Genomic DNA, 21,401 nt, shown 5'->3' on the forward strand with positions numbered 1-21,401 from the left:
AAAGGTGAGCAAGAAGGAGCCGGGCGAAGATCGCCCCGCCACATCCGCCGCGCGATGTGCTAGGCGGAACGAAATGACGGAGGACGGATGCGGATTTCTGTGCTGATGGCGAACTACCGGGGCGCCGCCTATCTGCCCGAGGCCATGGCCTCGGTGCTGCGGCAGAGCCATGCCGATCTGGAGCTGATCGTGGTCGACGATGCCTCGGGCGACGGCAGTGCCGCGCTGGTGCGGCAGGCGATGGCCCAAGACCCGCGCGTGCGGCTGATCGAGCAGCCGGTGAACGCCGGCCCCTCCGCCGCGCGCAACCGGGCGGTGGAGGCCGCGACGGGCGAGTGGCTGGCGATCATGGATTCGGACGATCTGATGCACCCGGCCCGGCTGGAGCGTCTGCTGGCGGCGGCGACGGCGCTCGGGGCCGATGCGGTGGCCGATGACATGCTGTTCTTCGGCGAGACGGTGGATGCGAGCGGGCGCACGCTGCTCGGCTCCCTGGCGCTGACCGCGCCGAAGCCGGTCGATGCGAGGCTTTTCGTCGAGGCCAACAGCGGGCGGGCCGACCTGCCGCCGCTGGGCTATCTGAAGCCTCTGGTGCGGCGCTCGGCCTGGGGGGATCTGCGCTATGACGAGGCGGTGCGGATCGGCGAGGATTACGACGTCTATCTCCGGCTGATCCTGCGCGGGGCGCGGGTCTTCCTGCTGCCCGAGGCGCTCTATCTCTATCGACGCCACTCGGCCTCGATCTCGCACCGGCTGTCGGTGGCGGCGCTGGAGCCGCTGATCGCGGCGCACGACCGATCGGCACTGGGGCTCTCAGATCCGGCGCTGGCCGCGGCGATGGCGCGGCGGCGGGCGGCGCTCGACCGGATGCTGGCCTTCGAGCGGCTGGTGGCGGCGATGAAGGGCCGGCAGGCAGGGGCCTCGCTCGGCGCTCTGGCGGCGCGACCGGGTCTGTCGCTGGAGCTCGCGCGTTCGGTGAAGGAGCGGATGCAGCGCAAGGCTGCGGTGTCGGTGGCGCGCACGCCGCTCGATCTGGTGCTGGGCGAGGGCGGCGAGTCGGTGCCCCCGCTGTTGCCGCCCGAGACGCCGGTGGCGGTGCCGCCCGCGCCGCTGCTGTCGCGGCTCTCCGACCTTGCTGCCCGGCATGACCTCAGGCTCGAGGTGCGCGGGGCGGAGGCGCTGCATCTGCTCTGGATGGTGCCACGTTTCGCCTCGGCCCGGGTCACCGGCGCCGAGGGGGTGCTGCCGCCGGGGGCGACGCGGGGCTGATCACTCGGTCAGAAGCAGCCGGTCGGTCTCTGGGGCCGGGGGGGCAGGGCGCAGCGCCGCCAGCTTGTCGCGCGCCACACCCCGGGCGATGGGCAGGAAGCGCGAGGGCGGCGACAGCGCATAGGCCAGTGCCCCGCCGAAGCCCGTGGCGCGCTTGGTGTCGAGGAACTCGCGCAGCAGCCGCTTGCCCGTCACCTGCCGCAGGTGCGCTGCGATGGCGGCGCGCAGATCCGGCGCGAGCCCCGGCGTCGCCGCATGGCGCCGGCAGGCCGCCTCCAGCGCCACCAGATCCGAAGTGCGATGCCGCCCGCTGAGAGAGCCGCCCCGCTCCACCGCGACATAGCCGACGTGCCGCGTCAGACCGAAACGCGCCCCGCGCAGGAGCATCTGCACGTAAAGGTCGTAATCCTCGCCGAGCCACATGCTCTCGTCATAGCGGAGCCCGTGATGGTCGAGGAAGGCGCGTGCCATCACCGGCTTGAGAAAGCCGAGCTCGCCGCGCCGCACCTTGCCGCTGGAGATGTTGCCCAGCACGAAGCCGATGGCATCGACCGGTCGGAAGCCCGCGGGGAACGCGGGCAGATCGGCGGGCGAGATCGTCTCGGCCCGTTCGGGCGAGACGAAGACCATGTTGTCGGCAGCCAGATCCAGATCGCTGCCCGCGATGGCGGCGAAACGACCCGGCAGCAGGAAGTCGTCGGCGTCGAGGATGGCGATCAACGGTGCTTGCGACTCGGCGATGGCGCGGTTGCGCGCGACCGAAGGTCCGCCGTTCTCCGCCAGCCGGATCACGCGCAGGCGCCCGCTGCCATCGCTCACCGCCCCGGCAGCGGCGCCGGTCGCATCGGTGGAGGCGTCATCCACGACCAGCACCTCGGCCACCTCGGGCTGGGCCAGCGCCGAGGCGACGGCGCGGCCGATGGTGTCGGCGGCGTTGCGGGCGGCGATGATGACGCAGATCGTGGCTTGGGTCATGGAGGGCTTCCTTCCGCGGCGGGGCCGCTGTGCCGGGGCAGCGCAAGGCTCATGCTGCGGCGATGGGCTTCGGAGGGCGCAGGCCCGGCCCCGGCATAGCGCATCGGCCCTCTGCCGCGCAATGGCCGGAGCAGGGACCGGGGGCGCGGGCAGTCTATCCTGCCCTGCCCGGGGCGAGACCAGCAGCCGCGGCGGGATTTCAGCGGGGATGCGGCGGGGGCGAGCTGGCGATGACGCAGGGGCGGCCGGACCTTCTGGCGAGGGCGCAACTGGTGACAGACCTCTGCGAAAGAAGACATCCGGACGATACGATTCGAATTGGAAGCGTCATGCAGTTCAAAAGCGAAAGCAAAATGGGCGATGCAACTTTCAATTGAAGGGCTTTACCGGGGCGCGCGACGAATGCGCATTAATTAAGCGACATGTGAAAGGCTCTTTTAACCACCCTTGGTTCCCATGCCCGGCGAACAGGAAAAAGCCGCAGTTCGGAGCGAGGAAAGCCCGGATCGGCGAGGTCGCGCGGATCTTTGGTCTTCCGGACAAGTTGACAGGTCCTCGAGACGCGACAACGCTGAACGACATGCCCGCCAAGTGATGTAACGAGGATCATTGAAGTGCAGATCATCTCCGCTGCTCCGTGCCCTGCTTGACTCCAAGAGATTGACCTTGCCGACCGGCAGCCGCGTGGCGGCAAGCTGACCACCTCCTGATCCGCAGCTTCTGAATTGACAGATCTGCATAGAGCTTCCTCGCTCATTCCGCGCCTGGCCCGACCCTTTGAATTTGAATTTGCAGGCTTCCCATGAAGAATTTCCGGATCGACACCGTCCTGACCGCGCCCGGCTGCGTCGACTGCGCCTCTGCGGACAAGATCGCCCTCCTCGACACGACCCCCAGCCCTCCGAGCATGAAAGCCGCCCCGCCGCGCTTTGCCTCCCCGTCGCAGGGCCCGACGGCATGAGCGGTTTCGCCGGCTATGTTGCCTTTGCGGGCGATCCTTCGGTCGCCAGAGCACGCACCCAGACCATACTCACGGCGCTGCGCCATCGCGGGCCGCAGGGGCTGCATCTGCACGAGGGGCGGGGTGTCGCGCTTGGTCATGCCTGGCTCGATCTGGGCGACAGCGCCGGGCCTTGGCAACTGCGTGCCGGTGGGCCGGTGCTGACCGGCGAAATCCGGCTCGATGCGCCGGAGGATCTGGCGCGGCAGCTGGGCCAGCCGCTGGCGGGGGATGCCGCGCTGGTGCTCGCGGCCTATGACCGCTGGGGCATCGACGCTCTGGCGCGGATCGAGGGCGATTTTGCCTTCGCGCTCTGGGACCCGGCGCTGCAGCGGCTCTTCTGCGCCCGCGACCGTTTCGGCGTGAAGCCCTTCGTCTTCCGCGTGACACCGCAGGGCATCGCCGTGGCGAGCGAGATCACCCCGCTGCTCGGCATCTTCGGCAAGGGCCGCGAGACACCCGACGAGGTCTGGATCGCGGAGTTCCTCGCGGGCCAGCCCACCTGCAACAGCCGCACCGCCTGGCGCGGCATCAGCCGTCTGGCACCTGGCCATCTGCTGATGGTGCAGGCGGGGCGGGCCGAGACGCGGCGCTGGTGGAAGCTGGAACCCGAACCCTTCGCCGCGCCCTCGGGCCCCGAAGCCCTGCGCGCCGCGCTCGATCGGGCCGTGGCCTGCCGTCTGCGGGGCGCGCCCGTCGGGGCGATGCTCAGCGGCGGGCTCGATTCGAGTTCGCTTGCGCTGCTGGCGGCGCGGCATCTGCCGCAGCCGCTGCCGGTCTTCTCGCTGCTGTTCAACGACCGCCCCGAACTGGACGAGCGGCCCTATATCGCGGCGAGCCATGCGCTCGGCCATTTCGACCTGCACTGGGTCGGCGCGGCGACGGGTGGGCCTGTCGACAACGCCGCCCTGCTGGCCGAGCAGGAGCAGCCCTTTCCCGGGATCGGTCTGCCGACCCAGCGTCGGCTTTACGCGGCGGCACGTCAGGCCGGGGTGCGGGTCCTGCTGGACGGGCATGGCGGTGACGAGGTCATCTCCTCCGGCGTCACCCGGCTGCAGGAACTGGCGCGCGAGGGGCGGTGGCGTGACCTCTGGCGGCAGTCCGACGGGCTGGCGGCGGTCCATGACGAGCCGAAGTTCGACGTGTTCTGCGATCTCGTGGCGGGGAATGCCCGCAGCCGCATGCTGCGCGGCCTTGCGCGGCGGCTCGGCGGCAGCGGGGTGGAGGACGACAGCCAGTGGCGGCGCATGGTGCGGTCCGATCTGGCCCGGCGCACCTCGTTGGTGGACCGGGTACGCTCTGCCCATGGCGTGGCCACGGGGCGCACGCCGGATCAGCAGCATCACATCAGCCTTTTGACCAATCCCGGCATCGCGACCGCCTTTGAGGTGCTGGACCGGGCCGCGGCGCGGCAGGGGGTGGACCCGCGCTATCCGTTCTTCGACCGCAGAGTGGTGGAGCTTTGCGTGGCGCAACCGCCCTCGGCCAAGTTCCACGACGGCATGACCCGTGCCCTGCTGCGCCATGCGATGGAAGGTGTGCTTCCCGACAAGGTGCGGCTGCGGCGCGACAAGACCGACTTCACGACCAGCGCCCGCCGCGCCATGCTGGATGCCTCGGGCGACCGTCTGGCCGAACTCTGCAGCGCCTCGCCCGGGCCGATGGCCGATCATGTGGACATGGAAGCCTTCCGCAGCGGGGTATCGGCGCTGCGGAAGGGCGAGGCCGATGGCGCGACACTGCGGCAAGTCTGGGCGGCGCTCTGGCTGGCGGAATGGCTGGAGCGGCGCGAAACCCCGGGCCGCAGCCTCAGCGACCGGAGGAGTCCGGCGTGACGTTGAGGGCCATACCTCGGTCTGAATAGCGACAGGGTAGGATGGGTGATCGTGCCTCGACCGACGATTTGAGCGCCGGGGTGCACGGCCGACCGGGTCGCATGGGCGTCCGTGACGACGGCGAGGAACTTGCGTCAGTCAGGGAGCAAGGGGACTAACCCCGGCGGGACTCACGGTGCCGGCCGGCGATGACCAACTCGACCGCTGTGGGCGCGTTTTGCGCATCCGTGCTCTCCTCTGCCACGCGCCGCTGGCGCTCGCTCCGGGTGAGCAAGAGGATCAGGGCAAGATAGAGAACCTGAGCCAGCACCACCGTCGCCACGGCAAGACCGATGACCGCAGCCATCGGCAGTTCTGCCGCTAGAGCAACGCCGGTAACCAGCGCTGTCGAAGCCACCATTCCCGCGAGAAAGGTCGCAAGCTTCATACCGTTCTCCCCCCGAAGAAATGCAACTTTGAATTGCATCTACGGAGGAAGATAGGCGTGAAACTGCCGAAAGGAAAGGGCCCGTTACAACCTGCGGCGCAACGTCACTCAACTGTTGCGATTATGCGCGGCCGCTGATGTAGTCGCCATACTCTTCGTAGAACTGCTCGCCCGAGCTGACGGGCACGTATTCGCGAAGCACATCCATGTCGACCTTGTTCAGCACGACGCCCAGCATCTTCTCCTGCAGGGCAGGCTCATGCATCAGCGTCTCGCGCATCAGGGCCTTGGGGGTTTTGCCCCATTCGGCGACCATGATGATCTGATCCAGCAGCGGCAGGGCCACTCGGGCGTCGACCACCGGGCCGAGCGGCGCGAGGTCGAGGATCACATGGCTGTAGCGCGCCCGGGCAGCGGCCAGAAGCTGCCGCATGCCCTTGGAGCCAAGAAGCTCGCTCGAATGGGTCATCGAGCCGGGGGTGATGCAGGGCAGCACATGCACGCCGGTGTCGCTGATCACCCGCAGCGCCTTGGTCCAGTCGCTCTTGCCGAGTGCGGCTTCGACGAGGCCGATACCGCGCGACAGGCCGAGGCGACGGCTGAGACCGGGGTTGCGCGGGTCGGTGTCGATCAGCAGCACCGAATGGCCCGAGGCCGCCATGACACCCGCGAGGTTCAGCGCGACGGACGACTTGCCCTCCGCCGGGCGGATCGAGGTGACGCCGATCACGATCTGCGACTTGCCGGCAAGGCTGACCTCGGAGGCGAAGCGGATGTTGCGCAGCGTCTCGGCGTAATGCGAGCGCATGTTCTGCAGCGCGTAGATCGGCTGGCGGATCACCGGCATGCCGGGGACGGGCGCCGTGAGCTTCAGCGCGGCGGCGCGGGACTGGCGGCTGATCTGCGGTGCGGAGGTGGCGGATTCGAAGGTCGGCAGGTAGCCGAGGAACCGCTGGCCCGCGTCGATCTGCACGTCTTCCGAGGTCCGCAGGAAGCGGTCGCGCCATTCGCGCAGCACACCGATGCCCGAGCCGGCCAGCGCACCCAGCACCAGCATCAGCGCCAGAACCGAGGTGGTGCCCGGAGCCGCGGCATCGCGCGGCACGTCGGCGGCCGAGAGGATGCGGACGTTGGAGATCGGGAAGGTCTTCTGCTGGTCGATTTCCTGGAAGCGGGTCAGGAAGGTCTGGTAGAGCGTGGTCAGCGTGTCGGCGCGCTGTTCCAGCGACTTCAGCTGCACCTGCTTCTGCCCGGCTTCGGAGTTCACGTCCACCGCCAGCCCGAGGCTGTCGCGCAGCGCGTTCACCTGCGCCTGTGCCACGTCGAAGGCACCGCGGGCCTCTTCCAGCAGACGGCGCAGCTCGCTGAACAGCAGGTTCGACTGTTCGGTGACCTGATCGCGCAGACGCACCGCCTGCGGGTGATCCTCGCCGAAGTCGCGCTCGATCCGCTCGAGGCGCGAGTTCAGCGCCGAAAGCTGGTCCTGCATCTCGATCAGCCGCTCGTTGCCCTGCAGGCTGAAGCTGGTGCTGTCGTCGAGGAAGGCTTCGGAGCCGCGGGCGAGGATGGCCTCGTAGGTGCGCATCAGCGCGCCGGCACGGGCGCTGGCGGTCACGGCATCGGCCAGATCGGCGTTCAGCTGGGCCACGTTCTCTTCGGTGATCAGCGCCCCGCGGGAGGAGACGAGGCCGTTTTCGGCGCGGAAGATCTCGGCGGCCACGGCGGCCTCGCGCGAGGCTTCCTGCAGCTCTTCGAGCCGCTGCTGCAGCCATTCGGTCGTCCGCTCGGTCGCCTCGTAGTTTGCGTTCAGCAGGTCGGCGACATAGGCTTCGGAATAGGCGTTGGCGATCGATGCGGCGAGCGCCGGGTCATGCGAGGCAAAGGAGATGCCGAAGACGCTGCTGCGTCCGACGCGTTGCACCCGGACCTGCTGCTGCAGGGTCTGCGCCACCTCTTCCTGACGGCGGGCCGCCAGTTCTTCCTCGGTGGGCGGCGGGCCGTCGACGGCCGGGGCCGCTGGGGTCAGCAGCTGGATCGGCGCACGGATCGCCGAGCGGATCGTGCCGGTCACCTGCGAGAACAGCGACGAGGGCGGCGAGAGGAAGGACTCGTTGGTGTCGAGATTGAGCATCTTGACCACCGACAGCGCCACCGCTTGCGAACGGATCACCTCCTGCGCGCTCTCCAGCGCGTTGTCGGACACGGCGCTGGTGTCGAGCGCCGAGACTTCCTCGATGCTGCGGTTCACCTTGCCGGCCAGCAGCACGGTCGAGCCGGCCTGATAGGTCTTCGGCGTGGTCGCGAGGTAGACGAGGCCGAGGCAGAGCGCCACGCCCATGGAAAGGAACACGACCTTGCGCTGACGGCGCGCGGCGCTCAGCAGACGGCTCAGGTCGATGGTATCGCCCGAGGGCGGCGCGCTCGGCTGGTCGAGACGGCTGTCACTGTCGGCAATGCGAAATCCGAACTGCTTCAAAATGGGCTCCTTGGAAAGAACGTGCGGCGGGACTTCGCAGCGGGGGCAGACAAGAAATTATCGGTTTGACCATAAATAGAGATGGACCGAGCTCCGAGGAGCGCAGCCATTGTGCCTACATGCAGGGCCCCACGCAACAGCGACGTGTTGCGTAACAGAGGGTTGAAGAGCCGTGTAAGGGCTGAAAAACCACAGAATGCCGCCTTGGCGAGTGCCACGACCGCCAGCTTCAGCCTTTGCGCGTATCCGGCGCCTTCGCCGATCAGGCTGCCGTGGGTCTGGCCCATGCGGAAACGCCGCTTCAGGAGCCACGACAGCCGCGCGCGGCTTGCCGGAACCACCTCGGTCGCCCAGGCTTCGGCGGCATAGCCGAGCCTGCCGCCCCGGCGCAGCACCGTCTCGAAGAAGGCAGTGTCCTCGCCACCCGAGACGCCGCGTGACGGGTCGAAGCGCAGCCCGCTCACCGCGGGGGCAGAGAGGTCGAGCAGCACGTTGCAGGTGTAGCCCGACTTGATGGCGCCACCGGGCAGGAAGACCGGGCGGGTGTCGTGGATGGCACCCTCGCGCATCCAGGCCGGGGCGTCGGGCGCATGATGTGCGCGCACCGGGCCCAGCACTGCCTCGGCCGCAGTCTCCTGCCGTGCCGCACAGAGCGCCGCGATCCAGTTCGGCGCCACGGTCTCGTCATCGTCGAGGAAGGCCAGCGCGCCCACGCCCCGCTCCGCCGCCGCATCCAGCACAGCATTGCGCGCGATCGAGATGTTGCGGGCGGGCGCATGAACATAGTGCACCGGCAGCGGCGCCGTGGCCGCGTAGCTCTCCACCAGCGCCTTGGCCGAGGGCGTGTCGTCGTTGTCGGCGACGAGGATCACCCCGCTCAGCCCCTCCGGCCAGTCCAGCGCCGAGAGCGAGGCCAGCGTGTCGGCAAGGCCGGGGCGGCGGAAGGTGCAGACGCCTATGGCGATGCGCGTCATGCCCGCGCCCTCCGCCCGCCAAGATGGCCGAGCAGCTGGCTCCAGAACCCCGCCGACCAGGCGGCATGCATCACTCCTGCGGCCAGCCCCGAGAACAGCGCCCGCAGGTCGCGGGTCTGCCCGGCGATGACAAGACCGCCCACGGCACAGCCGACCAGCCAGAGCAGCAGCGGCAGCGCGAAGACGAGGCTCAGCGGCGTCAGCAGCGCCGCCAGCAGCGCGGGCATCAGCGCGACCAGCACCACCTGCCGCATCCCCGGGCGGTTGCGGTGCTTGAGCAAGTTGCGCGCCCGGCCCTTGCCGAAATGGAAATATTGCCGGACCAGCGCGGGGATGCTGCGGCGGGGGAAGTAATCCACCCGGGTCTTCGGCGTCAGCCAGATGCGATAGCCCGCCGCGGTCAGCCGCAGGTCCAGCTCGGCATCCTCGTTGTGGCTGAAGCTCTCGTCATAGCCGCCGACCGCGCGGAAGGCCGAGACCCGCATCAGCGCGTGATGGCCATGCTCGACGAAGCGGCCCTGCGGTGCCACGCGATGCGCCGAGCCACCATTGCCCAACCGTGAGTTCTGTGCGGCGGCGATCAGCCCCTGCCAGAAGCCCGAGCCGACGGCCCGCATGCCCACCACCACCGAATCCGCGCCCGTCGCCTCGGCTTCGCGCAGGAGCGTCTCGCAGTAGTCGGCGGGATAGGCCGAATGCGCGTCGATGCGGATCAGCCATTCGGCCTCGGCGCCATGCGTCTCGACCGCGAGGTTGACGGCCGCACTCTGCAGCTTGCGGGCATTGTGCAGCAGCATGATCGACGGGTCCGCCGCCGCGCGCCGCGCCACGATCCGGTCGGTGCCATCGCTGGAGCCGCCATCGGCCACGACGATCTGAGCGGGCCAGTGCCGGGCGAAGGGCAGCAGGCTGTCGAGCAGCCCGTCGATGTGCAGCGCCTCGTTCAGGGTGGGGATGATGATGAGCACGGTCATTCCGCGGCCTCCCTGCGTTGCGACGCGGCGCGATCCGGCAGGCGGTCCCGCAGCGCGGCAACGAGATCGGCGCATTCGGCGCCGTCGGTGGTCCAGACGGCGGCAGGCACCGCGGCGACGGCGGCCTTCATCCGGGCGATGGTGGAGCGGTCGAGAGTTTCGAGCACGCGGGCGACCTCCTCGGCCTTGGGGGCGGGGACGGCGACACCAAGGCCCCGTTCCGCCAGGGTCCGCGCCACCTGCGTGCCGGTCAGCACGATCGGTACGGCGCCATGGCGGCAGCCTTCGTAGAGCCGGTTCGGCAGCAGCCAGTCGGAGTTCTGTCCGGCATCGTAGCGGTCGATCAGGAAGGCCAGATCGACATCGGCATAGATCGCGGGCAGATCGTCCGGGCTGCGGTAGGGCCCTTCGAAATGCAGATCGGGATTGGCGGCGACGACCTCGGCGAAATTCGGCAGCTGATCCGCGGCAGGCTTGCCGCGCAGCACGATATGGTAGCGCCCCGGCGCGGCGCGGGTGATCCGGTCGAGGCAATCCAGCGTCCAGGCGCAGCGCAGGATGCCGAACCAGCCGATGCGCAGCGGGCCGGTCCGCGCCACGGCGGCTGCGGGGGCAGGGGCGGCGACGCCGGGAAAGAAGCATTTGTTCTCCACCAGCCGGATCGGCGCCCGGGTCTGACGGTAGGGTTCGAAATATTCGGCGATGAAGCCCGGCGAGGAGGTCAGCACCATCGCCGCATCGCGCAGCAGATGACGTTCCAGCGCCCGCATCGCCCGGGGCTTGGGGCCGTCGCCCAGCATCATGCGGTGGATGTCGAGCACCTCGTAGACCAGCGCGGCAGAGGGCCAGCGCTTGCGGGCGCGGGCCGCCAGGGTCAGCATCTCGAGATTGCGCGCCACGATCACCTCGGGGGCGGGCACATCCTTGAGATGCGCGTCCAGCGTCAGCAGCGTGCGCAGGACGGAGCCCGCGCGCTGCAGCATCTGTGCGTCAGCGGTCCGGCCGAGGCAGATCGCCTCGCCCGGAAGAGCGCCGGTGCGACGGCGGAACCCTGCGACACGCACCTCCGCCCCGCCGGCGCGCAGCATTGCCACGCGCCGCCAGACCGCGGAATCGTCAAGGTCGTGCGCAAGGTAGAGCAGTTGCACTCTGTACGCTGTCCTTTCGCAAATCTGCGGATCAGCCCGCCGCCACCGACCGCAGCGGGACCACACTCGGCTGGACCACGCTGTTGCGCGGCGCCACCGCATCGAGGAAGGCACCGAATTCGTCGCGCAGGTCCGGGCGGCGCAGCGCCAGCGCGACCGTCGCCTGCAAGAAGCCCGCCTTGGAGCCGCAATCGTAGCGCTCGCCGCTGAAGCGGAAGCCGTGGACGGAGCCCGGGTTCGCGCGCAGTTCCTGCGCGATGGCGTCGGTCAGCTGGATCTCGCCGCCCGCACCGACCTGCTTCTTCTGCAGATGGCTCATGATCTCGGGCGTCAGGATGTAGCGGCCGATCACCGCGAGGTTCGAGGGCGCCGTGCCGGCCTTGGGCTTCTCGACGAAGTCGCGCGGGCGGATGATCGCGCCGTTGGTCGATTCCACGTCGAGGATGCCATAGGAGGAGGCGCGCTCGGGGGCCACTTCCATGGCGGCGACGATGCTGCCGCCGACCTCGTTATGCGCCTCGATCATCTGGGCGAGGCAGGGCTTGTCGCTGACCACCAGATCGTCGGGCAGGATAACCGCGAAGGGCTTGTCGCCCACCAGACGATGCGCGCACCAGACGGCATGGCCGAGCCCCATCGCATTGTGCTGACGCACATAGGCGACATGGCCGCTGTCCATGTTGGTTTCCTGCAGCGTCGCCAGCAGGTCGGTCTTGCCCGAGTTGCGCAGCGAGGTCTCCAGCGACGGGTGGACGTCGAAGAAGTCTTCCAGAGCGCCTTTGCCCCGCGAGGTGACAAAGATGAAATCTTCGATACCGGCAGCACGTGCCTCTTCGACAGCATACTGGATCAGCGGCTTGTCGACGAGGGTAAGGATTTCTTTCGGAACGGATTTCGTGGCGGGCAGGAAACGGGTCCCGAGACCGGCAATCGGAAATATCGCAGTGGTAACTTTCGATGTCATTTGCGACCTCTTTTGGTGTCAATATCGCGCAAGGTAAGCCTCACGTGCCTAAGTCAATGTTTCATGAAATGCTGCACCTGCAAAGGTGCGTTCGGAAAGCGTAGCGGGTCGTCGGCGGAACCAGGCACATCGGCAGAACTGCACTCTCTTCAGAATGCTGAACGTCCGTGAAATCACCAGTGCTGAATCGTGAAATTTCTGTGTTCTGAGAGAGAGGATTCCGGGTCGGGAACGGATTTAGCGTGTTTTATCAATCACGGATGCAATCTTAAGCTGTTTTTTGCCGATTTACTAAAGACTTTCTGATTCGTAGGCGATCTTTCGCCCGGGGTCAAAGCGATCCTTGGGCAATGGGACGAATGTCTCGCATTTTTTCGCCTGCGCCGATTACAGCAGTGCGGGAATCGTCTCGTGCAGCCGCTCCCAGCCGCCCGGCTGCCAGCCAAAGGATTGCAAACGGCTGCAGTCCATCGCGCTGACCTTCGTGGCATCGGCGCGCGGCGGCGGCATCGGCCCGCCGGTCAGCGCGGCAACTTCGGTCAGCAGGTCGTGCCGGTCGAGCAGCAGATCCGAGACGTTCCAGGGGCCGCGGATCGCTCCCCTTTCGCTGCGCAGCAGCAGGATTGCTGCAGATGCGAGATCGGCGCCATGCACCTCGGTCGCAACGCGCGGGGTCACGGGCCCACCCGACAGAAACTTCTCAAAGAGATCGGCCCATTTGTGCCGTTGGCCGGGGCCCGGCGGGCCATAGACACCCGTCGCCCGCAGGCTTGCGCCCGCGACGGGCAGGGCAGCCAGCGCGGCTTCGGCGTCGGCCTTCACCCGGCCATAGAGCGTGTCGGGCCGCAGCGGCGTTGTCTCGGTCAGAACCGTGCCGGGCGGGTGATCGCCGTAGACGGCGCGGGAGGAGAGAAACAGCACCCGGTCAAGCCCCTGCGCCGCCCGAAACAGCCGCTGCGTGCCCTCGAGATTGGCGGCGAGGAACCCCTCCGGGTCGTCGCCCTCGCCACCGCGATAGCGCCCGGGTTCGTGCAGGAAGGCTGCGTGGATCAGCGCATCGAAGCCGTCGAGCGCGGGCGGTGCCTCCCGCAGATCGTAGGGCAGATGCGCGACCGGGGCCGAGAACTGCCCGCGCCGCCGCCCCAGCGTCGTCACCTCGAAGCCCTCGCGCAGCGCGGCTTCGGTGAGGAAGCGCCCGACAAGCCCCGTCGCCCCGGTGATGGCGAGCCTCATGGTGCGGGCAGGCTCGCCAGATCCGGAACCGGCCCGTCGCCGGCATAGGCCTGCCACAGGTCGATCAGCACCCGCAGCCGGTCCGCCTTGTCATGCTGCTGCCAGGGTTTCTCATACTGAAAGTGCAGGATGCGGATTTCGTCCCAGCTCCACAGCTCGGGCATCGCGAACCAGACGTATTGCAGCATGTTGCAGACCACGGGGAGCCCGTGCCAGTCGGGGAAATAGGCCTGCAGGAAGCTTTGGTCGGTGCGCCGCCAGAAGACGCCGGGGCGGTCGAGCTTCTCCAGCATGTCGTTGAAGGTCGCCTCGGAGGGCTTCGCGGTGAAGACGCCGGAGTTCATCCGGTGGAAGTCGCCCAGTCCCTCGTAGACATTCGGTGCCGCGCAGAACTCCGGATAGGCGAACAGCTTGTCGACATTGCGCAGCACCAGCGCATCGGCGTCGATGAAGACCACCGAAGCATAGTCGAGCTGCCAGAGCCGCAGCTTGGCGAAATTGTCGAGTGGGGTGTGGAACGGTGGCTTCGTGCCTTTGGTGAAGGCGGCGCGGGCGTGCAGCGCGTCGCGGGCATGCACCTCGTTGAAGGCGGGCGAGGTGGGCAGCAGATCCACCTGCACCAGACGCGCCCCGAGCGCCGACAGTGGCGCCAGCGCCTCGGCGGCCACGTCAGTGTGCAGCACCACCAGATCTGCCGTCGTGCCGCTAAGAGTCAGCGAGCGCAGCAGCGCCCGCGCCCCCAGCGCATAGTCGGGGTTCGTCACCAGCGTGACATAGGCGCGGTCGCCCCGCGCCGGTCGGTCGGCGGCCAGCACTCAGGACACGGAGCGCAGGCGCTTGCCTTCCGGGTCATGCTCGACCCGCTGCGCGATGTCCTTGGTCCAGGCCGACACGGCGGGCACGCGGCTGCGGTCGATGCGGTGGGCGTATTTCTTTGCCACATCCACCACCTCGGCCAGAAGCCCCTCGGCCAGCGTGATCGGCTTCAGCCCGAGGCCGAGGAACTGGTCGTTCTTCACCAGAAGCTCGTTCTCGTCGGCCTCCTTGCGCGGGTTCGGCAGATAGGCAACCCGGGCGCCGGTCATCTTGGCGATCATCTCGGCCAGGTCGCGGACGCGGTGCGTCTCGGTCATCTGGTTGAAGATCTTCACCCGCTCGCCGCGCTTCGGCGCATCCGACAGCGCCAGCTCGACGCAGCGCACCGAGTCCTGCAGGTGGATGAAGGCGCGGGTCTGGCCGCCGGTGCCATGCACGGTCAGCGGATAGCCGATGGCGGCTTGGATGAGGAAACGGTTCAGCACCGTGCCGTAGTCGCCGTCATAGTCGAAGCGGTTGATCAGCTGTTCGTGCCGCCGGGTCTGGTCGGTATGGGTGCCCCAGACGATGCCCTGATGCAGGTCGGTGATCCGCAGCCCGTCGTTCTGGGCGTAGAACTGGAACAGGATCTGATCGAGGCTCTTGGTCATGTGATAGACCGAGCCGGGACGGGTCGGGTAAAGGATCTCCAGCCCGCGCGGGCCGGTGGGCGTTTCCACCGACACGTCGAGATACCCCTCGGGGATCGGCGCGCCGACGGTCGAATAGCCGTAGACGCCCATGGTTCCCAGATGCACCAGATGTGCGTCGATCCCGGTCTCGACCAGTGCCGCCAGGAGGTTATGCGTCGCGTTGACGTTGTTGTTGACGGTGTAGACCTTGTGACGGTCGGTCTTCATCGAATAGGGCGCGGCGCGCTGTTCGGCGAAGTGGATGATCGCATCGGGATGATGATCGGCCAGCCAGCCGCGCAGGCGGTCATATTCGGTGGCGAGGTTCAGCAGGTGGAAGTGCAGCTTGTGGCCGGTCTCCTGATGCCAGATCCGGCACCGCTCCTGAATCGAATCCATGGGGGTCAGCGACTGGACGCCCAGCTCGGTGTCGATCCAGCGGCGCGACAGGTTGTCGACGATATGGATCTCGTGACCCAGTGCCGACAGATGAAGCGCGGTTGGCCAGCCAACAAAGCCGTCTCCGCCCAGAATTGCGATCCGCATGAAGCCTCCTTCGGGAACCAGACGTTCCATCGCCTGTCGCGGCTCATGCCGCGTGCTGTAACAAATTGCTGCCTAAAAGGTTTCACACAATCCGTCGAATGAATATTTGGCAACACTCGGCAAGCCCTTGCCGATTTGGGGTCACCGGGCTTCGGGTGGTGACGCCGGATTTCGCTCAGCCGTCCGCCTTGCGGCGCAAGGCACGGAAGAAACGGTGTCTGTCGAAGGGCCCAGGCGCGGGGCCGTAGATCGCCCGGTCCAGCAGGCCGAGCGCCGCACTCCGGTCACCCTCCAGCTCCGCCGCCGCGCGGCGCAGCGCCAGAAGATCGCCGTCCCGCGCCGCCCGGCGCATCGCGAGCCAGGGCAGCGGCGACCAGCGCCGCCAGAGCCCACTCGCCGCCGCCGCACTCGTCCGATGCCCGGCCACCAGCGCCCCGAGGCCCAGCGTCAGCCCCGCCACCAGCGCCAGCGCGATCCCCCAGCGGCTGCCCGGGGTCAGTGCTCCACCCGCCGATTGCGAGGCGGCAAAGCTGGCATAGCCGATCGGCAGGGCGGGGATCTCGATCTGCTCGACCTTGCGGCTCACCGTGTTGAAATATGGGATCGGCACCGGCGGCAGAACGCCGGGCTCGCCGGTCTCGGGACGGAACTGCCACTCCCAGATCACGCTGGCCACCGGCCCGTCCGGCGTCAGCTCCAACTCGCGCTTCACCGGCGCCGCGAAGGTGATGAGCCACGGTTGCGACACGACCGGCCGCGGCGGCAGCATCTCGGGCAGCGCGCCTTCCGCCCGCAGCGTGACGCGGCGCGTCACCGTCTCGCCATCGGCCAGATGCGCGGGATCGGTGCTCAGCTCGTCGCGGATCGTCAGCTTCCCGGCGGCAAAGCGCCAGCCATGCGGATTGTGGAAGGGCGGATCGTCCGGCATCGGCGCGATGGTCAGCTCCAGCGGATGCGAGACCAGCACCTGCTCGTCCTCGCCGACGAAGGTGATGCGATGTTCGGCCGGGCCGAAGCGGCTGAAGCCGGAGTGTTTGGCAAAGAGCGCCATCTTGCGCTCCACCACGATGAAGCTGCGCCCCTCGATCCGCTCCTCGTGCCAGTCGTCCTTGGCCAGAGGCAGCCAGTCGAAAGCGTCGGAGGGCTGGAGCGTCATCTCCTCCAGCCGCGCGCGCTTGGCGTAAATGCCGCGCACCGTGACCGGGATCATCTCGCCCATGACGATGCTGCGCGCTGTCGGAGATGCGATGATCTCCAATGACTTGTCCGGCAGTTCTGCCATGGCGGATGAAGCGAAAAGGCAGAGCAGGGCGGCGCGCAGGATCACCATGGGTCGCCCTCCTGCGGCGGGGTCAGGCCGAGCGAGAGGCGGCGGGTGTATTCGTCGGCGATGCGCAGCCGCAGGAACTCGCCCGGATCGTCGGCGAGAGTCGCGAGCCAGGTGTCATCGGCCACCCGCCCGCCGGTGTCGAGCGGCGGGCTATCCGCCGAGAAGCGCTCCACCGGCGGGCCGTCGGGCGGGGTGATGACGCGGACCGCGGTGCGCCCGGTCTCGTTGCCGTCGCCCACCACCGGGTCGATCAGCGCTGCCACCACGCCGCGATTGTCGCGTGCCTGGCTGTCGGCAGGATTGGCGAAGAGCACGGCATCGAAATAGGCGCGCGACAGGGGATAGTTGCCGATGGCGGCAAGGCTGAGCCCGCGGTTGTAGGTCACGGAGCGCCCGGCCTCGGCAAAGGCGTCGTCAGCCTCGGCGAAGCGCCCGGCGCGATAGAGCGCCACGCCTCGCACCGCCGGGTCGCTGGCAAAAGGCACCGCGAGGCCAGGCAACCCCGCCACCAGGGCGAGCTTCGCCCAGGCCGCCGGGCCGGCGAGACCGATGGCGCCCAAGGCCAGCAGAAGGAGCCCGAGCCTGCGCATCACCGCACCCCCGTCGCGCGGCGGCGAAAGAGCAGAAGCGCCGGCAGCAGCGCCAGCGCCATAAGCCACCGCCCGAGATCGTCGAAGACCAGCGGCGCGAAGCTGCTCCGCGCCAGCCGCCCGGTCTGCGCCGCGGCGATCCGCTCCAGCACCGGGCGGGGCGAGCGGGCCGGGGCAAAGGCCCCGCCGCCGGCCTCGGCCAGTCGCACCAGCGCCTCGACATCGGGCGGCGGCGCGCCCTCGGCGGCATCGCCCGAAAGTCCCAGCGTCCAGAGCCGCGCGCCCGCCTCGCGCAGCCGCCCGGCCTCCTGCATCGCCCGCGGCCCGGCGCCGCCGCCGTCGGAGATCAGGATCAGGTCGGCCCCGCCGATATCCGGCCGCTCGGGGCTGGCGAAAAGGTCGCGCGCCGCCCCGAGCGCGATGTCGGGGCGGCTGCCGGTGATCGGCATGGTCTCGGGCCCCAGCACCGCGACGAGGCTCTGCAGCGAGGCCGCATCCGAGGTCGGCGCGCTGGCGACATAGGCATCGGCGGCATAGACCATCATGCCGACAGGCCGACCGGCAGCGTTCTGCAAAACCAGCCCCGCCGCCGCTTGCGCATCGGCGAGTTGGCCCGCACGCGCGACCGAGGGCGACATGTCGAGCATCAGGATGATCGGGTCCATCCGGTCCTGCCCCATCCCCTCCTTCAGCCGCGCCGGGCCCGAAAGCCCGACCACCACGATCCCGGCGGCAACGAAGGGCAGCAGCACCAGCCCGCGCCGCGCGGCGGGCGAGACGAAGCCGAGCGCCCGCATCCGCACCAGCAGCGCCGGGGAGATGATCGCCTCCCACGCCCCCGCCGACTGCCGCCGCCAGACCCAGAGCGCCAGCAGCGCCAGCGGCAGGAGGGCAAGCAGCCACCACGGGCGCAGCAGGATCATGCCTCGGCCCTCCGGTTCATGCCGATGCCCAGAGCCGCCAGCAGCGCCAGCAGCGCGGGCCAGATCCAGACCGGCTGCGGCACGATCACCGGCGGGCGGGAGGAGGGGTTCGGCTCCAGCCGGTCCAGATCTTCGGCCATCGCCGTCAGATCCTCCATCCCGCGCACCCGGTAGCTCTTGCCGCCGCTGGCCTCGGCAATCGCCCTCAGCGTCACCGTATCCACCGCATCGCGCGAGGCGGGCCGGGTCTCCAGATCCTCCGGCCCCAGCGCGATGGTATGCACCCGCACCCCATGCTCCGCCGCCAGCCGCGCCACCTGCACCGCGTCGAGGCGCTTCGCCGTGTCTCGCCCGTCCGACATCAGCACGATGACCCGCGAGGTCGCGTCGGAGGCCGCAGAGCGTTTCAGCGCCAGCCCCAGCCCGTCGGCGATGGCGGTGGAGCGCCCGGTGATGCCGATGGTTGCCTCCTCGATGGCGCGCGATACGGCGGGCAGGTCGAAGGTTGGCGGCGCGGCGACATAGGCGCGATCGGCAAAGAGCACAAGCCCGATCCGGTCGCCGGTCCGCTCCTCGACGAAGCGCTGCGCCACCTGCTTCACCGCGTCGAGCCGGGTGCTCTGCACTCCGTCGATGTCGAAATCCTCGATCAGCATTGAGCCCGACATGTCCAGCGCCAGCAGGATCTCGCGCCCCGAGGCGGTGAGGTCGCGCGTTGGCACCAACCGCTGCGGCCCGGCCAGCGCGGTGACCAGCCCGACCCAGAGCAGCGCCAAGAGCAGGGTCGAGAGCCGGCGCGCCGTGGCGCTGGCCCGGCCCGGGGCGGCGGCGCGGGCGATGCGGTCGGGCAGGTAGACCGCGCCATCGCCCGGCGCGCGGGGCGGCAGCAGCCAGCGGGCAAGGAAGGGCAGGGGCAGCAGCAGGAAGGCGAGCGGCGTCGCGAAATCAAACATGCGCGCCGCCCTTCGCCCGCCAGGCGCGGCGGATCAGCGGCTCCAGATCGGGCGCCGTCGCCTCCGGCGCGTAAAGCTGCGCGCGCGCTTCGTCAGGCAAGGGCGCACCCAGCCGGTCAAGCAGCCGCGCCTCGGCGAGCAGCCGCTCGGCGGCGGGCAGCGACCTCAGCCGCACCAGCTCCGCCTCCAGATCGGGCCGCGCCTTGCGGGTGAAGGCGGGGCGCAAGAGCTCGAAGATCCCGAGCGCCAGCAAGAGGCCGAGACCGAAGCCCGCCAGCACCTCGGGCCAGCCGAGCGCCGCCACATCGAGCGGCAGGCGGGGCGGATGCAGGTCGCGGAACGGATCGAGGCTCATGCCGCCTCCGCCGGCCGGTCGGTGGCGAGGATCTCCACCCCGATGCCCAGAAGGGCAAGCCGGGCCAGCAGCGCCGCGCGGGCCTCGGGCAGGGCGTCGAAGGCCCCGCGCGCGGTCTGACCCGCCGCGGTGAGGAAGGGCAGCGCCTCGCGCGGTGGCGCGGCCTCGAACGGGTCCACCGGCAGCATGAGCCGCAGCGGCCCGCGCCGCTGGATCGCGCCGAGTGCCGCCTCCAGCCCCGACCCGGGCTGGTCGAGCGCCGAGGCCAGCACAACCGTCGCCCCGCGCGGCGCCAGCCGGGCCGCGCGCATCAGATCGGGTGCCAGATCGCGCACCGGATGATGCACCGCCCGCCCGGCGATCAGATGCGCCCGCGCCAGACACCCCGCCACCCGCGCCATGCCGCGCACCCGGCTCGCGGGCTTCTCCGACTGGATGCCCGCATCGGTCAAGGCCGCAACCCCGGCCGAGCCGCCATCGCCCACCGCCTGCCACCCGGCGATCGCCAGCGCCTCGGCACAGGCGACCGAGCGGAAGCGGACGGTGCCCCAGAGCATCGGCCGGCGGAAATCGGCGATCAGCAGCACGGTGCGGTCGCGGTCCTCGTGGAAGGAGCGCACCTGCAGCGCCCCGGTCCGCGCGGTGGCCGCCGCATCGAGATGGCGCAGGTCGTCGCCCTCGGCATAGGGCCGCACCTCGCGGATCTCGTGGCCCTGACCGCGCGGCCGCGTCGCGGTGACGCCGGGGCGACGGGCGAGCTCGGGCGCGGCATGGGGCAGGCGGCCCGCCATCGGCCCGAGTGCCAGGAGCGCCTCGACGCTCACCTCATGCGGCGACCCCGGCATCACCAGGGCCGGACATGCCCGAGAAGCCGGGCGACGATCTCGCGCGCGCTCACCCCTTCGGAGGTCGCGCGCCATGAAGGGATGAGCCGGTGCGCCAGCGTGTCGGCGGCCAGCGCCTCGACATCCTCGGGCAGGGCATGGTCGCGCCCCAGCAGCATCGCCCGCGCCCGGGCCGAGGCCGCCAGCGCCAGCGTGCCGCGCGGCGAGACGGCATGGTCCACCAGCCCCTCCAGCGGGGTGCCGGGGGTCTCGCGGGTGGCGATCACCAGCCGCACGATGAAATCCTTCAGCGCCGGGGCCAGATGGATGCCCGCCACCTGCGCCTTGGCGGCGCTCAGATCGGCATGGCTCAGCAGCAACGGCGCCGCCTGCGGCAGATGCCGCGCCTCGCCCTCGACCAGATCGAGGATCGCCCGCTCCGCCTCCGCCCCCGGCAGCGCCAGATCGACATGCAGAAGAAAGCGGTCGAGCTGCGCCTCGGGCAGCGGGAAGGTGCCCTCGTGTTCGATGGAGTTCTGCGTCGCCACCACCATGAAGGGGTCGGGCAGCTTGCGGGTGACGCCGCCGGCCGTCACCTGATTTTCCGCCATCGCCTCCAGGAGCGCCGATTGCACCTTGGGCGGGGCGCGGTTGATCTCGTCGACCAGCACCAGCGAATGGAAGATCGGGCCGGGCGCGAAATCGAAGCTTTCGCTGTCGCGGCGGAACACCTGCGTGCCGGTCAGGTCCGAGGGCATCAGGTCGGGCGTGCACTGGATGCGGGCAAAGCTGCCATCCAGCCCCTCGGCCAGACGTTTCACAGCGCGGGTCTTGGCAAGGCCGGGCGGGCCCTCGATCAGCACATGCCCGCCAGTAAGCAGCGCCGTCATCAGCCGTTCCACCAGCACCTCATGCCCGATCAGTCCGGCGCTGATCTGCCCGGCGAGCCGGCTGATGGCGGTGCCCTGCGTGTGGTCCATCGTGTCCACGTTTCTCCTCCCCGATCAACGTGTCTGGCGCCAGACTGGCAGAGGAACGGGCGCTGCGCCACCATCCCGGCCTCAGACTTAGGGATGAGATTTCGTTCAGGAAGCACGAATGACAGGCTCTTTGTGCGG

General features: G+C 69.3%; 19 protein-coding genes. 2 read left to right on the forward strand and 17 right to left on the reverse strand.

The features are described 5' to 3' along the window. The first annotated feature begins 87 nt into the window (after window positions 1–87). On the forward strand, window positions 88–1,269 hold the full coding sequence (locus tag AC3A5Z_RS06550; protein ID WP_487518532.1) for a glycosyltransferase family 2 protein: 1,182 nt from the start codon (window positions 88–90) through the stop codon (window positions 1,267–1,269). On the opposite strand, the gene AC3A5Z_RS06555 is transcribed toward AC3A5Z_RS06550, so the two are convergent. After that, entirely contained in the window at window positions 1,270–2,244 is a 975-nt protein-coding gene (locus tag AC3A5Z_RS06555; protein ID WP_487518533.1) for a glycosyltransferase family 2 protein, read from the reverse strand. Window positions 2,245–3,201: 957 nt separating this feature from the next. On the opposite strand from AC3A5Z_RS06555, the gene AC3A5Z_RS06560 reads away from it, so the two are divergent. Continuing rightward, window positions 3,202–5,079 carry an asparagine synthase-related protein gene (locus AC3A5Z_RS06560; protein ID WP_487518534.1) on the forward strand — a complete coding sequence of 626 codons (1,878 nt, stop codon included), beginning with the start codon at window positions 3,202–3,204 and terminating at the stop codon, window positions 5,077–5,079. A 154-nt stretch (window positions 5,080–5,233) separates the two neighbouring features. Here the strand turns inward: AC3A5Z_RS06560 and AC3A5Z_RS06565 are convergent, their stop codons facing one another. The 16 genes from AC3A5Z_RS06565 to AC3A5Z_RS06640 all read right to left on the reverse strand — a co-directional run bounded on the left by AC3A5Z_RS06565 (window position 5,234) and on the right by AC3A5Z_RS06640 (window position 21,272). After that, window positions 5,234–5,506, reverse strand: a complete 273-nt coding sequence (locus AC3A5Z_RS06565; protein WP_487518535.1) for a hypothetical protein — start codon at window positions 5,504–5,506, stop codon at window positions 5,234–5,236. Between the two features lie 121 nt (window positions 5,507–5,627). Continuing rightward, window positions 5,628–7,982, reverse strand: a complete 2,355-nt coding sequence (locus AC3A5Z_RS06570) for a Wzz/FepE/Etk N-terminal domain-containing protein (protein WP_487518536.1) — start codon at window positions 7,980–7,982, stop codon at window positions 5,628–5,630. Further along, entirely contained in the window at window positions 7,979–8,956 is a 978-nt protein-coding gene (locus AC3A5Z_RS06575; RefSeq protein ID WP_487518537.1) for a glycosyltransferase family 2 protein, read from the reverse strand. The genes AC3A5Z_RS06570 and AC3A5Z_RS06575 overlap by 4 nt, the downstream gene beginning before the upstream one ends. Then, window positions 8,953–9,930: a glycosyltransferase family 2 protein gene (locus tag AC3A5Z_RS06580; RefSeq protein WP_487518538.1), complete on the reverse strand. Its 978-nt coding sequence runs from the start codon at window positions 9,928–9,930 to the stop codon at window positions 8,953–8,955. Before AC3A5Z_RS06580 ends, AC3A5Z_RS06575 begins: the two co-directional genes overlap by 4 nt. Further along, window positions 9,927–11,078, reverse strand: coding sequence for a glycosyltransferase (locus AC3A5Z_RS06585; protein ID WP_487518539.1), 1,152 nt, complete (start codon window positions 11,076–11,078; stop codon window positions 9,927–9,929). The genes AC3A5Z_RS06580 and AC3A5Z_RS06585 overlap by 4 nt, the downstream gene beginning before the upstream one ends. A 31-nt stretch (window positions 11,079–11,109) precedes the next feature. Continuing rightward, window positions 11,110–12,042, reverse strand: a complete 933-nt coding sequence (gene galU / locus AC3A5Z_RS06590) for a UTP--glucose-1-phosphate uridylyltransferase GalU (protein WP_487518540.1) — start codon at window positions 12,040–12,042, stop codon at window positions 11,110–11,112. A gap of 387 nt (window positions 12,043–12,429) precedes the next feature. Then, entirely contained in the window at window positions 12,430–13,275 is an 846-nt protein-coding gene (locus AC3A5Z_RS06595; RefSeq protein ID WP_487518541.1) for an NAD-dependent epimerase/dehydratase family protein, read from the reverse strand. Further along, window positions 13,272–14,087: a glycosyltransferase gene (locus AC3A5Z_RS06600; protein ID WP_487518652.1), complete on the reverse strand. Its 816-nt coding sequence runs from the start codon at window positions 14,085–14,087 to the stop codon at window positions 13,272–13,274. The genes AC3A5Z_RS06595 and AC3A5Z_RS06600 overlap by 4 nt, the downstream gene beginning before the upstream one ends. Before the next feature lie 3 nt (window positions 14,088–14,090). Further along, window positions 14,091–15,308 (reverse strand): NAD-dependent epimerase/dehydratase family protein, encoded by a 1,218-nt coding sequence (locus AC3A5Z_RS06605; RefSeq protein WP_487518542.1) that lies wholly within the window; start codon window positions 15,306–15,308, stop codon window positions 14,091–14,093. Window positions 15,309–15,483: 175 nt separating this feature from the next. Then, the gene (locus AC3A5Z_RS06610; protein ID WP_487518543.1) at window positions 15,484–16,638 is read right to left on the reverse strand and encodes a hypothetical protein; all 1,155 of its coding nucleotides are present in this window, start codon (window positions 16,636–16,638) and stop codon (window positions 15,484–15,486) included. Next, window positions 16,632–17,228 carry a hypothetical protein gene (locus tag AC3A5Z_RS06615; RefSeq protein WP_487518544.1) on the reverse strand — a complete coding sequence of 199 codons (597 nt, stop codon included), beginning with the start codon at window positions 17,226–17,228 and terminating at the stop codon, window positions 16,632–16,634. The genes AC3A5Z_RS06610 and AC3A5Z_RS06615 overlap by 7 nt, the downstream gene beginning before the upstream one ends. Then, window positions 17,228–18,151: a vWA domain-containing protein gene (locus AC3A5Z_RS06620; protein WP_487518545.1), complete on the reverse strand. Its 924-nt coding sequence runs from the start codon at window positions 18,149–18,151 to the stop codon at window positions 17,228–17,230. Before AC3A5Z_RS06620 ends, AC3A5Z_RS06615 begins: the two co-directional genes overlap by 1 nt. After that, window positions 18,148–19,104, reverse strand: coding sequence for a VWA domain-containing protein (locus tag AC3A5Z_RS06625; protein ID WP_487518546.1), 957 nt, complete (start codon window positions 19,102–19,104; stop codon window positions 18,148–18,150). The genes AC3A5Z_RS06620 and AC3A5Z_RS06625 overlap by 4 nt, the downstream gene beginning before the upstream one ends. After that, entirely contained in the window at window positions 19,097–19,459 is a 363-nt protein-coding gene (locus AC3A5Z_RS06630) for a hypothetical protein (RefSeq protein WP_487518547.1), read from the reverse strand. Before AC3A5Z_RS06630 ends, AC3A5Z_RS06625 begins: the two co-directional genes overlap by 8 nt. After that, a complete protein-coding gene (locus AC3A5Z_RS06635; RefSeq protein WP_487518548.1) occupies window positions 19,456–20,304 on the reverse strand; it encodes a DUF58 domain-containing protein in 849 nt (282 codons plus the stop codon). Before AC3A5Z_RS06635 ends, AC3A5Z_RS06630 begins: the two co-directional genes overlap by 4 nt. Further along, window positions 20,304–21,272 (reverse strand): AAA family ATPase, encoded by a 969-nt coding sequence (locus AC3A5Z_RS06640; protein ID WP_487518549.1) that lies wholly within the window; start codon window positions 21,270–21,272, stop codon window positions 20,304–20,306. The genes AC3A5Z_RS06635 and AC3A5Z_RS06640 overlap by 1 nt, the downstream gene beginning before the upstream one ends. Between the last annotated feature and the right edge of the window lie 129 nt (window positions 21,273–21,401).

It is taken from the genome of Cereibacter sp. Soil_C_27, from assembly GCF_057657095.1.